At 36.0% G+C, this 14,080-nt stretch carries 11 protein-coding genes; 6 read left to right on the top strand and 5 right to left on the bottom strand.

Going from position 1 to position 14,080, the window contains the following annotated elements:
- The first annotated feature begins 3 nt into the window (after window positions 1–3).
- Entirely contained in the window at window positions 4–435 is a 432-nt protein-coding gene (locus J8L70_RS04120; protein ID WP_211054211.1) for an acyl-CoA thioesterase, read from the top strand.
- Window positions 436–529: 94 nt separating this feature from the next.
- Here J8L70_RS04120 and J8L70_RS04115 read toward each other — a convergent pair whose 3' ends face one another.
- The 5 genes from J8L70_RS04115 to J8L70_RS04095 form a co-directional block, all read right to left on the bottom strand.
- Window positions 530–1,852 (bottom strand): Na+/H+ antiporter NhaC family protein, encoded by a 1,323-nt coding sequence (locus J8L70_RS04115; protein ID WP_211054210.1) that lies wholly within the window; start codon window positions 1,850–1,852, stop codon window positions 530–532.
- Window positions 1,853–1,860: 8 nt separating this feature from the next.
- Complete coding sequence (locus J8L70_RS04110) at window positions 1,861–3,825, bottom strand: DUF3488 and transglutaminase-like domain-containing protein (RefSeq protein WP_211054209.1); 1,965 nt, start codon at window positions 3,823–3,825, stop codon at window positions 1,861–1,863.
- A complete protein-coding gene (locus J8L70_RS04105; protein WP_211054208.1) occupies window positions 3,822–4,580 on the bottom strand; it encodes a DUF58 domain-containing protein in 759 nt (252 codons plus the stop codon). Before J8L70_RS04105 ends, J8L70_RS04110 begins: the two co-directional genes overlap by 4 nt.
- A 224-nt stretch (window positions 4,581–4,804) precedes the next feature.
- Window positions 4,805–5,710: a MoxR family ATPase gene (locus J8L70_RS04100; protein ID WP_211054207.1), complete on the bottom strand. Its 906-nt coding sequence runs from the start codon at window positions 5,708–5,710 to the stop codon at window positions 4,805–4,807.
- 8 nt (window positions 5,711–5,718) lie between these two features.
- On the bottom strand, window positions 5,719–6,099 hold the full coding sequence (locus tag J8L70_RS04095) for a response regulator (protein ID WP_211054378.1): 381 nt from the start codon (window positions 6,097–6,099) through the stop codon (window positions 5,719–5,721).
- A gap of 625 nt (window positions 6,100–6,724) precedes the next feature.
- On the opposite strand from J8L70_RS04095, the gene J8L70_RS04090 reads away from it, so the two are divergent.
- The 5 genes from J8L70_RS04090 (at window position 6,725) to J8L70_RS04070 (ending at window position 14,006) form a co-directional block, all read left to right on the top strand.
- On the top strand, window positions 6,725–7,561 hold the full coding sequence (locus J8L70_RS04090; RefSeq protein ID WP_188161733.1) for a hypothetical protein: 837 nt from the start codon (window positions 6,725–6,727) through the stop codon (window positions 7,559–7,561).
- 58 nt (window positions 7,562–7,619) lie between these two features.
- On the top strand, window positions 7,620–8,810 hold the full coding sequence (locus J8L70_RS04085) for an SIR2 family protein (protein WP_211054206.1): 1,191 nt from the start codon (window positions 7,620–7,622) through the stop codon (window positions 8,808–8,810).
- Window positions 8,807–10,630 (top strand): ATP-binding protein, encoded by a 1,824-nt coding sequence (locus J8L70_RS04080; RefSeq protein WP_211054205.1) that lies wholly within the window; start codon window positions 8,807–8,809, stop codon window positions 10,628–10,630. Before J8L70_RS04085 ends, J8L70_RS04080 begins: the two co-directional genes overlap by 4 nt.
- A gap of 595 nt (window positions 10,631–11,225) precedes the next feature.
- A complete protein-coding gene (locus J8L70_RS04075) occupies window positions 11,226–12,557 on the top strand; it encodes a hypothetical protein (RefSeq protein WP_211054204.1) in 1,332 nt (443 codons plus the stop codon).
- 144 nt (window positions 12,558–12,701) lie between these two features.
- A complete protein-coding gene (locus J8L70_RS04070; protein ID WP_211054203.1) occupies window positions 12,702–14,006 on the top strand; it encodes a sugar ABC transporter substrate-binding protein in 1,305 nt (434 codons plus the stop codon).
- Window positions 14,007–14,080 lie beyond the last annotated feature (74 nt).

Here is a 14,080-nt window from a genome sequence, read left to right as displayed (position 1 = left end):
GTTATGAATAATAATAATAAAGCCGCCATAATTGCACAGCGGATTGAAAGCTCAATAACTCATGTCACTAAAGCTATTTTTCCTGGTCGGACTAATCATCATAACACCTTATTTGGTGGTGATGCCTTGGCTTGGATGGACGAAGTGGCATTTATTGCAGCAACACGATTTTGTAGAAAACCTTTGGTTACAATCTTATCAGAAAGGGTTGAGTTTAAAGAAGCGATACCATCAGGATGCTTTGCTGAGCTAATTGCCAAAGTGATACATGTTGGTAATACAAGTTTAAAAGTAGAAGTAAAAGTACTTTTAGAAACAATGCATAATGATGAAAAAAGAATGGCAATAACTGGCGGTTTTACTTTTGTTGCTGTTGATGAAAAACAAAAACCAATCCCTATTATTTGTGAAGAAATTTTAAACGGATTTGAATAGAAATATAAGCTATGGTTTATCATAGCTTATATCTTTGAAAAGAACACATCATACAGTTTTGTAGCTATAAATTAATCTTAGCGTCCAATGGTTACTATAAAACCATTGCTGCTATCCAACCGAATATAAGTAATGGAATATTAAAGTGTATAAAGGTAGGGACAACCGAATCCCAAATATGATCATGCTGTGCATCAGCATTTAAACCCGAAGTTGGGCCTAATGTTGAATCAGAAGCAGGGGAGCCTGCATCACCTAATGCTCCAGCAGTACCGACTAGCGCTGCCGTAGCCATTACTGAAAAACCGAGTTCTAAACATAGTGGGACAAATAACGTGGCAATAATAGGTACTGTTGAAAATGAACTACCTATGCCCATTGTGATCATTAAACCAACGAGTAAAATTACAGCTGCTGCAAGGGGTTTATTACCCATAAATATCTCTGCTGCACTATGAACTAAAGAGTCTACATGCCCAGTTGCTTGCATTACCGCAGCAAAACCTTGTGCTGAAATCATGATGAAACCAATCATAGCCATCATAGCAACGCCCTTAGAAAACACGTCGCCATTTTCTTCCCACTTTACTACACCAAAAATAGTAAAAATTACAACGCCAACTAAACCGCCAAGGATCATAGAGCCACTTATGTTTTGTGCAAATAACGATGCAGCAACGGCTAAAACACCAACCAATATAACTTTTTTAGGGTTATCTATTGGTTTTGTTTCTTCATTAATTGTTAATTCGCTTTTGTTGTAAGTACGTGGTTTTCTATAGCTAATAAAAACAGCGATTAATAATCCAATAAACATCCCGATAGCCGGTATTATCATTGCAAGCGGGACCTGATTATTCACAATAGCCAGTCCATTATCGATTAAGTTTTTATGTAAAATAGAATACAGGTAAATGCCACCAAAACCATAAGGCAATACCATGTACGATGTGGCTAAACCAAAGGTAAGAATACAGGCTATTGCGCGTCTATTTAATTTAAGTTTATTAAATATGATAAGCAATGGAGGGATTAATATCGGTATAAAAGCAATGTGTACCGGTATTAAGTTTTGTGAAGCAATTGCACACATTAATATGATAAACAATATGAAATAACTAATTAATGTTTCATTGTTAGTATTGGTGTTGTTTACTTTTAGCAATAATTTACTGGCTAAAATTCGAGTTAAGCCTGATTTTGAAATTGCCACAGCAAATGCGCCTAGCATGGCATAACTTAACGCGATTTCAGCGCCAGAGGATAAACCGGAGTTAAATGCATCTAGGCTTTCTTTTAAACCTAAACCAGCCGTTAATCCGGCAATTAAAGCACTAATTGTCATCGCTACAATGACGTTAACTCTTACTAATGTTAAAACTAACATTAGTAAAACGCCTAATATTACTGCATTCATATATTTCTCTATTTACTGTTTTTTATTAAGTTTATCAGATTAATAGCCTGATTTTTTCGTTGTTTTGTATATGCCTGTTGTTGATAACGAATTTGTACAAATAAATCATTAAATTGTTCAAAATAAGGCTTGTTACCAGGGCGCTGCTGCGCAAAATAGCTTAACTTTTGCTGCGGGGAATAATGTTCAGGTGAAATAATGTTTTTCTTAGCCATTATTTTCACAAGCGTTTCATACTCTTTAACAATTCCTATGGCTTTCTCTTTTTTGACAGGAAAATTAAGATAAACAAAATAAATACCAATGATTACGCATAATACACCAACGCAAAATAAAGGAACCAACCAAATATTTTTCTCGCCAAATAGTCGCTTTAAAAAATCGCGTTGTTTTTGTTTATCAAAGCCAACAACCCAGCTGCTCCACTTATAATCTAAATTTTCTAGCTTTATTCTAATGTAATTAATGACAGCAAAGTCACTTAAACTCACTAAACCAAAATCTAGGTTTGATTTAAACTCATCACTAATTTGTTGTAATTGCGAAAGTGAACCATTTAAACGCATTGGCGCAACAGTACTTGTTGCATCAAATATTTGCCAACCGGTTCCAGTTAGATATATTTCAACCCAAGCATGAGCGTCGTATTGTCTAATAGAATAATAATTATCACTACTATTATATTCTCCTCCTAAATATCCACTTACTACGCGAGCAGGGATCCCAGCTGTTCTAAACATAAATGCCGCGGCACTTGCATAATGTCCACAAAACCCACGTTTTGAATCAAACATAAATTGATCAATGGTATTTTCACCCGTTAAAGGCGGGGGAGTGAGTGTGTAACTAAAAAGCTGATCTTTAAAATATAATTGTAGCGCAGATACAAATTCGGCATCTGAACCCACACTATTTCTTAACTTATGGGCTAAAGCTTGAGTTTGTGAATTGTAAGTATTACTTATCGATAAATAGCGTTTAACCTGTTCCTTTGAAAGTGTATCTGTATTTAGCGCGGCGCTACTCACTGAGTATTGAAACTTGGCACTTTGCGGTTTTCTCTTAATTAAAGTGCCTTCAAAAGTACTTTTAACATTTTTATGTTCACTCGATGAATAATTTAATCCGTATAACCACATATTTGCATTAGGTTCGACAATAATTGAATAGTCACTTTCAGCAGTTAACCGCTTTTTAATATTATTAACTTGGTAGGGCCGAGAATATTTTGAAGTTTGCCATGTATTATTCACAAATTGGTCGTGAATAAGTGCTCGCCAATAGAGTGGATGCGTTGAAGGCTTTGGCTTATTAAATTTAGCTCTAAAAACAAGTTCATCAGAGTTTGAAAGCTTCGCAATATCAAAAGGGTTTATTTGTTCATTAAGTCCAGTTTTAGCTACTTTAGGACTCGGTAATTGCCAAAACGCGGGGAGTTTTGGTAAAAATAGCAGTAAAAATATCGCAATGGGTAATCCAAATAAAACCATTTTAATACTACCCAAAAATGCTTTTTTAAATTTATGAGTAGAGTCAATTAAAGCCAGTACGGCAAAGTTTAAAACAAATAACAGGCTCACTATCACGGTAGTGATAATTCCTTGATCGAATAAGTAAATAGCTGATAAACAAAAGAAGTTTAATGTCGTCACCGTTTGATAGTTTTTCTTAGTGTGCGCTTGGAGTAATTTAAAAATAGTTCCCATTATTAACATTGCTACAAATAAATTAACGGTATCTTTAAAGCCAACACTATAAAACATAACAACTAATGAAATAGCGGCAAGTATGTTTAACTTTCGTGTTTTAGGCTTTGCGTTATTTACAATTGATAAGTAAATATTCCAAGCACCTAATAACGCTAAAATAATTATAAATAATGGAGAGAAAAAACTCAGTAATAATAAGATCAAACACATATTTATACTGCTAAGAGTTATATTTATAAGTGAATGATTATTTAATTCGCTCATACATTCTCTTCAAACTGACTAAGCATGGTTAAAAAACGTGATTTTTCATCTAAACGTGTATCTACACAAACTGCTTTAACTCCTAACTTTAGCGTAAAGTTTATATTGCTTTCATATGCATCGTTAATTAAAAAACATAACTTACTTAAGCGTTGTTCGCTGGAGCCTTGCATTTGGTTAAAATCAAATACCGTGTGTATCGATTCATTATCAATAAATTGCTTTGCCATTAAGCTTTGCGTTTTTGCATAATGACGCCAAGAAATTCTTTGTAGACCCATTTCAGGTGAATGCTTTATAAGTTGATTAAAATCATCTGAGCCTAAAAGCTGATTTTTAAAATCAGTATTTTCACTTGCCTGCATCGTGTTTAATTCATTATTAAAGGGATTAATTTTTTTAGGGTAAATAGCAACGCACTCTTGTGTATCGATATAACTCCAAGCCGTAATTAAACCAAATGGAAAGTGACTTGCTATTTTAACTCTGGGTAAACTATAAAATCCGCGATTTTTAAAAGGCAGGGGTAAATTAAGCTCTGTTATTTTTTCGTCAATGTTTTCACAGTCGCTATTATAGCGTTTGTCATATGCATAACTTAACGTCACCCCTTGGCAAGTTGAGTCAGTGGTTAAATTAAATATCATGTGAGGTGATTGTGCGGCGTAAGTCGGAATGGTGTTTAGCATCGACACCGTTAACCCTTTAATATTGCTATAGCCGGCTAAAAGTGAAATGAGTAAAACGATAAACATTAAATAGGCCATTACTAAAATTAAATTATTTTGATAATTAACAGCCATAATAAAATTTAGCAGAGCGACCAGGAAAAAAAAGGCACCTAACACAGACGGCAAAATATAAATGTTGTTATGAGACAAGGTAATAGTGCGTTTTTTATGTTTTTGTTTGAGTAACTTATTTTGCAAAGTGACTTTGATATTGTTAAAAATAGACGCGCGCTGTTTTTGCATTTAGATTATACCGGAACTGCAACAGTACTAATCAAATTAGTTAATTGAATTTTATCTGCTTTATTATGTAAACCTAAGCGATGTTCACTAACGTACGGAAATACAATTTGTACGTCATTTGGTGTAACGTAATTACGCCCCTCAATATAAGCCCACGCTTTTGCTGCTTTGGTTAATGCAATGCTTGCACGAGGAGACAAAGGCGTCGCAAATATGGTTTCTTTTCGAGTGGCATTAACTAAATCTAAAATATAGTTAATAACAGGCACGCTTAAGATCACTTGTTCAATTTCTTGTTGTATTAAACTTAAGTCGTCTGCATTAATTTGACATGAGATGTCGGATACATCGGTTTTGCCCGTTCCCATAATTAGCTTTTTTTCAGCTTCTTTGCTGGGATAACCTAAACTTATACGCATAAAAAAGCGATCAAGCTGTGACTCTGGTAATGCAAATGTGCCAGACTGATTTAAAGGGTTTTGAGTTGCAATAACAAAAAAGGGGGTGGGTAGCGAATACTTGTGACCATCTACAGTCACTTGTTTTTCTTCCATTGCTTCTAATAACGCACTTTGTGTTTTTGGTCCGGCTCGGTTAATTTCATCGGCCAATAATACTTGTGTAAACACAGGCCCTTTATGAAAAGTAAACGTATGATCTTTTGCATTAAAAATATTAGTGCCTAAAATATCACTCGGCAGTAGATCACTGGTAAATTGTACCCGTTTATAATTTAAGCCCAATACCAATGATAACGTGTGGGAAAGGGTTGTTTTACCCATCCCGGGTAAGTCTTCAATCAGTAAATGTCCCTTACTAAAAATACAGGTAAGCGATAGTTTTATTTCATGTTCTTTATCGAGAATGACGCGAGATATATCAGTTATAATTTTATTTACTACGCTGTGCATTGTAATCCTTAAGTCAGTTCTAAACGCTTCATAACAGTATCTACTTTTTTTGCATTAAAAGGTTTTTCTAAAAACTCTTTTGCAACAATCTCCCAACTATTTTGCACCACTTCTAAACTATTATGTCCACTGCACATTACAATGAAAACCGTTGGGAAATGTTCATTAACATACGCAATTATTTCATCACAATGCGTACTAGGCAGATCGATATCTAAAAAAATAACTTTTGGTAATTTACTGTGGATTGTAGATTTAACTTGCGATACATCACAACATTCAAATATATTTTCAAAGCCTTGATTAGTTAAAATAGTATTAAGTTCATCATAACTTTCTTTTACATCATCAATGATTAAAATAGGCTCTAAAGGACGTACAAATTCCATGTTTTGATACAACATAATAATTCAAAATGTGAATTTTATACTAAGCTAACCGCCAGCTAACCACAAGAAAATTTATACAGTACTCATCACACGTTTTTATACCGCCACTTTTATCGGTATTGGTTTGTATTTATGTGCTTTCTCATTCGGTTTTGGAATGGTTTTTCACAGAGCTGAAATAGTGGGCCATGTGTGTAGTGACATAGTTAATTTAGCAAGGGCTACAGAGGAGGTGGTTTTTATCTAATTTATGTTTTTCTCATAGGTGTTGAAATTTAAGTGTGGCTAATACGTTAATCCAGTATCTTTTTTTGAACTTAATATAGTACGGATAGCGGTTTTTATTATAGTACATATTAAGAGTGCCCTTAAAGCCATGTTCTGCACTAAAGATGTAGTAAGGCGGTTATAAGCGAATAGCGGTCATTCAGGGGGAGCTATAGTTAGCTCAGTAATCCTCAGAGAAAACTATCACTTTTAAAATAACCTTTACTAGGCTTAATATTTATAGGTGGCAATAACTTACACTATTTGCTATTAATAGAAGCTCATGAAATAAGGACGTTTTCGCGCAAAATAGGGAAAGTGTCCGCTAATAAAGATGTTAGCAGCCAAAGGAGTTTAAATGACACTTGTACTTGCTGGTCATAGTTCAGGAGGATTTGAAGAAGGGATTTATTTTGCATCAGACTCCCATATCACACAGAACAACCATGTCTTAGTTAAAGGCTTTAAAAAAGTAATTGAGATTCCAATTCGTGTTAAAGGATTAAATTTTTGTGGTGAGTGGTTTAATGGTTACTCAGGCAATAGTTATCAAGGTGCTTGTAGTGTTGCGTTTGCTGGAAGCTCTTTAGTTGCTCAGCATCTGATTAATTCAATGAAGAACCATTTAACAGAGCTATTTCCTACTTATTACAATGATAGTTATCAAATAGTGATGTCTTGTGAAACTAATAAGCACCTAAGACAAACTGATTATGACGACTCTATGTTTTTAGATAGTCACTTAGACACAATTTTGACCGCCGAGTATGTATCTCAAGTAATCTGCCATTCTATTGAAGCAGTATTAAACAAAGCTAGAGAGCATTGCTCTATGAGCCGGTTGTTTACTGCTTATCAGGCAGAGTTTATTTTAGGTGTGCAATGTCCTCAAACCCGAGAGTATCATTTATATCAATATGAAATTGTTCCAGACCAAGAGTTAGGAGCTAAAGTTGAGATAACCAGAGTTAATCAAAATGAACTAGCAGTAATTGGCGCAAAGAAATTTAAAGACGATGCTCTAATTGAGTTAGCGCAATGTGAAGGTGAAGAAAAACCCTCAGAAAAAATATTTCGGTTTCTTAATAGTGTAATTGAGAGTGAAACAAGTATAGGAAACAACGGGATAGGTAAACCAAGTGGTTTGTATAATCTACAAGGTAGTATTCTAACTAGAATTGGATTTGAGCGTTAATGCGATTCACACCTGCACCTAATTGAGTATTCTATAGCGAAAATATTGAGAGAAACTTATGGAAGAATTTAACAATAGATTGGAAAACTTGAAGCAGCTTTTAAGCTCGCAAAGCAGACAAAATTGGCTTTTTGGGGCTGGAATAAGCTTCGGTTCAAAAATACCTTTGATGTATCCATTGACTAATCGCGTTGAGGAAATCATCCAAGAATATTCAGGTGCTAAAGAAAAAAATATTTTGGCTTCTTTAAAAGAGGACCTAACCGAAGACTGCCATGTTGAACATTACTTGAGCCACTTAGGTGATCTGCTCGCTATCGCGGAGCGCTCAAAACAAAAAACCGCATACCTTGGCGCTAATAGTTATACATCTGATGAGTTAAAACAGCTATATCTAGAAATCATTAAGGCTATTGGTGGGATTATTAGATATGGATATGTGGGTGCCAATGCTAACTACGGGGTAGAAGAGGAAGTTGGCAAAGCAGAAAATCCAATTATTGAAATAAAACCTCATTTTGAATTTATAGAAGCATTATTGATTAGCCAATCAAATCTAGAGCGACGCTCAAAAACAACATTTTTTACTACTAATTACGACACATTACTAGAGGATGCCTTAGCTCTACACAAAAAAGTTGTATGCGATGGATTTTCAGGAGGTGCTGTAGGTTTTTGGAATGCCGAAAAAGAGTTTTCAAATACCGCTATAGATTCAAATACCTATCATCTATATAAACTACATGGTTCGATAGATTGGCACCGAGATAATAATTTAGGGCTAGTGCGTGCACGGTATGGAACTAAATATTTATCAGACCCTGCAAATATTATGATTTACCCTCAAGCAACAAAATATGTAGAAACGCAGAAAGATCCATTTGCCAGTTTATTTCTAGGTTTACGAAAAACTCTCATGAATGGTCAGCAAAATACATTAATTACTTGTGGCTACAGCTTTGGGGATGACCATATTAACGCTGAAATAGAAAGTGCGTTAAGAAGTGAAGCTAACCAAACGACAGTTATTGCTTTTATTCAAGAAGCACCGAAAGGTGGAGTCGTTATTAATAAAACCTTAGATGCTTGGCTTTGCTGTCCTAAGATTGGTTCTAGAGTGTATGTCGCTGGTGAATTGGGAATTTATCATAATTCAACAACTCCTTTGGCTGAATCTGATGATAGTAAATATACATGGTGGCGTTTTGATGGACTAACTCAATTCATAAAAACAGGGGACGTATCATGAATAATGTTTTCCAAGCAAGGACAGAGCTAAAAATCGGGAAAATTATTGAGGTATCCGGTAATAATTTACGTATAGAAATTGATGATAATGTGAACGAATTGATTCGTGCTGTTGATGGGCAAGTTTATTCCGTGGGCCAAATGGGTAGTATCATTAAAGTTCATTTTGGCAGAAAGCTACTATTTGCTTTTGTTAGGTCGCTTAAAATGAGATCAGAGTTGATTTCTGATGACACTAGTCAAATAATTAATGCTGCGGATGATGCTCGTATTTTAGAAGCTGACTTGTTTGGTCAAGGAATATGGTCTAACAAAAATTCTCAACTTCATTTTTCCCGTGGTGTTGAGACTTATCCCTTGCCCCTTCAAAGTGCTTATATCTGCCTTAATGATGAACTAGAGGCTGTATATAAAGCTGCGGAATCGAATGCTCAAGATGAAGCCATCACTCCTATGGTACCCATAGGTAATTACATCGGTGGTAACAATGCAATATGCAGAGCAAATATTGATAAACTCTTTGGTCATCACTTTGCAATATTAGGGTCTACAGGTTCCGGTAAATCAGGAACAGTTGCTTCAATTTTACATTCTGTTTTAGATCATGAGCCAGAAGGTACAACATTGAAGCCCAGAATTGTAATGATTGATCCACATGGTGAATATGCTAGTGCTTTTGGTGATAGGGCAAAAGTATACCGAGCATATAATGATGCTTCTGTAGTCGATCATGAAGCAGAGCTTTTAAAATTGCCTTATTGGCTGATGTCTAGTGATGAATTGAGATCATTGATTATTGGTAAGACTGAACACGAGGCTACATCTCAAAACAATATTATTTACGAGGCAATCACTTACGCTAGATTACTTGAAGCCGGATATGTTCAGGATATCGGAGCAGAGCCAAATGGAGGGGCTGAAGCAGCACTCAGCGTCGATAAAACTGAAGAGCAGGTTTTGAATTTTGATAGAGATAAGCCAGTTCCGTTTAAGTTGACACAATTTGTAAAGCACATTGACAAGGTTCAGGGCCGTAAGGCGGGGAAACAAGATCATTTAGCGGCATCTGTAGGCCGAGATAAAGTTGATAATATACTTAAAAAACTCAAAGTCCTTCGTTCCAACCCTCAACTTAGTTTTTTATTGAAAGAATATACTGAGGAGTCTTCGCCTAAGCTACAGGAAATATTGTCACAATTTGTAGGTGAAGCGGATGGGAAAGATATCCGTATTATCGATATATCAGGTCTCCCAAACGAAGTAGCCGGACCGTTGACAGCATTAATATCTCGCCTTCTATTTCAATACAAGCTCTGGCAAACAAGGGATGAAAGAGAGAAAGACCCTGTACTATTTGTCTGTGAAGAAGCACATCGTTATGTCCCGAATCATGGCGAAGCACAATATAAAGAAGCTCAAGATGCTATTCGACGGATTGCAAAAGAAGGTCGAAAATACGGGCTAGGGCTAGGTCTTATTTCTCAAAGGCCTTCGGATGTTGAAAGTACAGTTCTTTCTCAGTGTAACTCTTGGATTGTTCTTAGGTTGTCGAATTCCAGTGATCAAGAGCATGTATCAAAGTTTTTACCTGATAGCTTAAGCGGTTTAACCAAAATGTTATCAGCCCTTACAAGACGAGAAGCTATATTTGTTGGTGAGGCCGCAGCACTTCCAAGTAGAATTCGAATTCGAGAGCTATCACCTGAACAATTACCCAATTCTAACGATATTAAATTTGCAAGTGGATGGTCGAATGACGCGATCCAAGAAGCTGACTTAATGACAATTGTAAATCGATGGTGTGGAACTACGGGGGAGTAATTCAGTAATGTTGGCGAGCAAAGCTTTAACGAGGCAATTCTGTCGGACTCGCTTTGCTCGCTGCAAATTACAGTGTTACCACTGTCCGCTAATGGCACTAAGCCGAAATTCGGTAAAGAGCTATAACCACTTATTGAGATTAGCTCAAGAAAATATTAATTGATTGGTTAAACGGCTCTTTACTCATAAAACACTTCTTATTAGAGCTAAAATGTAACTCATTGGCTGCCTAGTTGGTATAAGAAGTCCGCATCTACAACACCTCGCTATACATAATGCCTCATTCCAGAACTGATTGAGAAAAACCACATTTAAGTTAACAACCTTCATTAAATTTCCTGTTTCTTTCTCCTATTATTTACATTAGCAAAATAAAACGCTCTCAATTTTTATTTTAATTACTTTAATAACAGTAAGTTAGTTATTAAATCTCGACAATGTAAAATAAATGTAATTAAAGATATTGACTCAAATATCGTTTTTTGGGAATATGCTCAACAGATGGGCCGATACACATATATGCAATTTAGTTCGCTTTTGCATTTACTGCCCACGACACACTGGTAAACACGACACACTATATAGAGAGATTATTATGATGAATAATAAGAAAACAAAATTTGCTTTAAGTTTTGTAGCTGCTGCAATGGCTACAACTTTACCAGCTCATGCTGAATCATCTAACTTTTTAGATCGCTTAGAAGTTAACTTTTTAGCAATGCAAAACTTTCAATCAATTCAAGCTAAAGACGGTGCTTTTAGACCAGAAGACGAAGAACAATCTTCGGGCTTTGGTCGTATTAGAGCTAACTTAATGCTGAAATTTCATATTAATGAATTCATCACTGCTGATATTGATATTGCTGAAGAGCCTAATGACTTTGGTGGCGGTGATCGCGATTTCTCATTTCATAATGATTTTGCTGGTGTCGAATTTGATTTATTAGGGTTGTATGGCAAACCAAGCGAAGATGAAAATTTGACATTAAGACTGGGTAATATTGGTGCGGCTCCTTTTCAGTTTAAAGGTTTCCAAGATGGGGCAGACAATCAGGGCAATGCACTGATTGGTAATGGTATGACCGATTACGCTACAGCCGAAAATGGTGTTCAATTAAGCTATACTAAAACGTTCGATGATGGTGTATTACAAAGCTACAATGTTGCTGGTCATATAACTACGTCAAGTTTTGGTGAGGCTTTTCAAGAAGATCGCGGCTTTAATTATCGCTTACAAGGTACCTTAGAGTTTGCCGGTGGCTTTAAAGCTGGATTAAACTTATTTCAAGCAAATCAAGGTGACCAACTTAGATTTGAAAACGGCATAGCAAGCATGGATGGCCTAACCACCACCAATTATCGCTTTGGTGATGGTGAAAATTATAATTTCTCAGCTTCACCATCAAATGAACGTGATACCCATGTTGGTATTATGCCTGGTTTAGACCAATCAATTATTCAGTTAAACCTTGCTTATCAACCTTCTGATGAAACCAGTATTATATTAATGTTTGGTCAATCGTCAGATGATTACACATTTGCAGATACAGCTGGTAATGCAGTTGCTGGTATCACATATTTTGGTGATTCAGATGGAATTTTAGATGCTGATGGCACAACGTATGATGCAACAAGCGTTATTAAAGGTGATTCATCAGTACAATATTTTGTTATCGAAGCACAACAATACATCATTCCGCAAAAACTTTACCTAGCAGCTCGTTACGGTGAAGCAGAAAATACTTCAGATCTTATTTCTCAACATGACAATACAGTAGAGCGTTTACAGGTATCTGCTGGTTATTGGTTCGACGAAAAAACGTTAATAAAAGTCGAATATGTTAACCAAGAAGAAGGTGTTAACTCAGGTGGCCAAATTGGCGCTGGGTTCTCAGGCTTTACTTCTGAGTTGTCAGTTAAGTTTTAAATACGCGCCATAGTATGGCAATAACAATAAACACATTAATGCTTAATTTTTAAATTAAGTGTCGTTTAGTGTATTTAAATTTTTACTTTATTCATCACTAAGGGCCAACGCCCTTGGTGAATGAAATAGTATGAGGAATAAAAAATGAAAACAAAACTACTTACATTAGCTTGTTGTTTAATGAGCTTAAATGCCTTTTCAAAAGAAACCATTACTATTGCCACTGTAAATAATGGTGACATGATCACCATGAAAGAACTAAGCAGTGATTTTGAAGCCAAAAACCCTGATATAGAACTTAAATGGGTAACACTTGAAGAGAATATTTTACGTCAACGCGTTACCACCGATGTGGCTACTAAAGGCGGCCAATATGATGTAATGACGATAGGGACGTATGAAGTTCCTATATGGGGTAAGCAAAGTTGGCTTAAGGAATTAAACAACTTAGGTGAAAATTATGATGTGGATGATATTTTACCTGCTATTCGTAGTGGCTTAACCGTCGACAATAAACTTTATGCCGCTCCTTTTTATGGCGAAAGTTCAATGGTTATGTATCGTAAAGACCTTATGGAAAAAGCGGGCTTAACAATGCCAAAAGCGCCTTCTTGGGATTTTATTAAAACCGCAGCAAAAGCGATGAATGATAAAAAAGCAGGTGTATCTGGGATTTGCTTAAGAGGTAAAGCCGGTTGGGGTGAAAATGTTGCGCTGATCACTGCAATGTCTAATTCATTTGGTGCTCGCTGGTTTGATGAGAACTGGAAACCACAGTTTAATACGCCTCAATGGAAAGCAACCTTACAATATTATGTAGATATAATGAAAGAGTATGGCCCTGCAGGTTCATCTGCAAATGGGTTTAATGAAAACTTAGCCTTATTTCAAACGGGTAAATGTGGTATTTGGATTGATGCAACCGTAGCTGGTGCATTTGTTACTAACATCGTTGATTCAGATGTAGCAGATAAAGTTGGATTTGCATTAGCACCAGATAACAATTTAGGTAAGCGAGGAAATTGGCTTTGGTCTTGGACTTTAGCAGTACCTGCTAGCAGCAAAAAATCAGAGTCGGCTATGAAGTTTATTAGCTGGGCTACTTCTAAAGACTACACTCAGTTAGTTGCTAAACAAAAAGGGTGGGCAAAAGTACCGCCAGGTACACGTACTTCACTTTATAAAAATAGTAACTACATGGAATCAGCGCCATTTGCACAAATTACCCTTGAGTCAATTGAATCTGCTGATCCTAAAAACCCAACGGTTCAACCAGTGCCTTATGTAGGCATGCAATTTGTCGCTATTCCTGAGTTTCAAGGGATAGGAACAGCGGTTGGACAGCAGTTTTCTGCCGCCTTAGCAGGTCAAATGACTGTCGATCAAGCCTTACAATCTTCACAACGCTTAGTAGAAAGAGCAATGCGAAAAGCACGCTACCCTAAGTAAAAAAGCAGTTAGGCTTTTTATTAGCCTAACTTTATTTTTGCCAACTCGATAACTATTAATACCCAAGCGATAGT

It is taken from the genome of Pseudoalteromonas sp. MMG010 (genome assembly GCF_018100905.1).
Lineage (GTDB): Bacteria > Pseudomonadota > Gammaproteobacteria > Enterobacterales > Alteromonadaceae > Pseudoalteromonas.
The sequence above is the reverse complement of the archived record's forward strand: the minus strand, read 5'-3'. Positions and strand labels throughout refer to the sequence as shown.

What these genes read in the sequence shown, in the direction of transcription:
- J8L70_RS04120 (WP_211054211.1), top strand. Translation starts at nt 4, where the DNA reads ATGAATAATAATAATAAAGCCGCCATAATTGCACAGCGGATTGAAAGC.
- J8L70_RS04115 (WP_211054210.1), bottom strand. Translation starts at nt 1,852, where the DNA reads ATGAATGCAGTAATATTAGGCGTTTTACTAATGTTAGTTTTAACATTA.
- J8L70_RS04110 (WP_211054209.1), bottom strand. Translation starts at nt 3,825, where the DNA reads ATGAGCGAATTAAATAATCATTCACTTATAAATATAACTCTTAGCAGT.
- J8L70_RS04105 (WP_211054208.1), bottom strand. Translation starts at nt 4,580, where the DNA reads ATGTTTATCGTTTTACTCATTTCACTTTTAGCCGGCTATAGCAATATT.
- J8L70_RS04100 (WP_211054207.1), bottom strand. Translation starts at nt 5,710, where the DNA reads ATGCACAGCGTAGTAAATAAAATTATAACTGATATATCTCGCGTCATT.
- J8L70_RS04095 (WP_211054378.1), bottom strand. Translation starts at nt 6,099, where the DNA reads ATGGAATTTGTACGTCCTTTAGAGCCTATTTTAATCATTGATGATGTA.
- J8L70_RS04090 (WP_188161733.1), top strand. Translation starts at nt 6,725, where the DNA reads ATGACACTTGTACTTGCTGGTCATAGTTCAGGAGGATTTGAAGAAGGG.
- J8L70_RS04085 (WP_211054206.1), top strand. Translation starts at nt 7,620, where the DNA reads ATGGAAGAATTTAACAATAGATTGGAAAACTTGAAGCAGCTTTTAAGC.
- J8L70_RS04080 (WP_211054205.1), top strand. Translation starts at nt 8,807, where the DNA reads ATGAATAATGTTTTCCAAGCAAGGACAGAGCTAAAAATCGGGAAAATT.
- J8L70_RS04075 (WP_211054204.1), top strand. Translation starts at nt 11,226, where the DNA reads ATGATGAATAATAAGAAAACAAAATTTGCTTTAAGTTTTGTAGCTGCT.
- J8L70_RS04070 (WP_211054203.1), top strand. Translation starts at nt 12,702, where the DNA reads ATGAAAACAAAACTACTTACATTAGCTTGTTGTTTAATGAGCTTAAAT.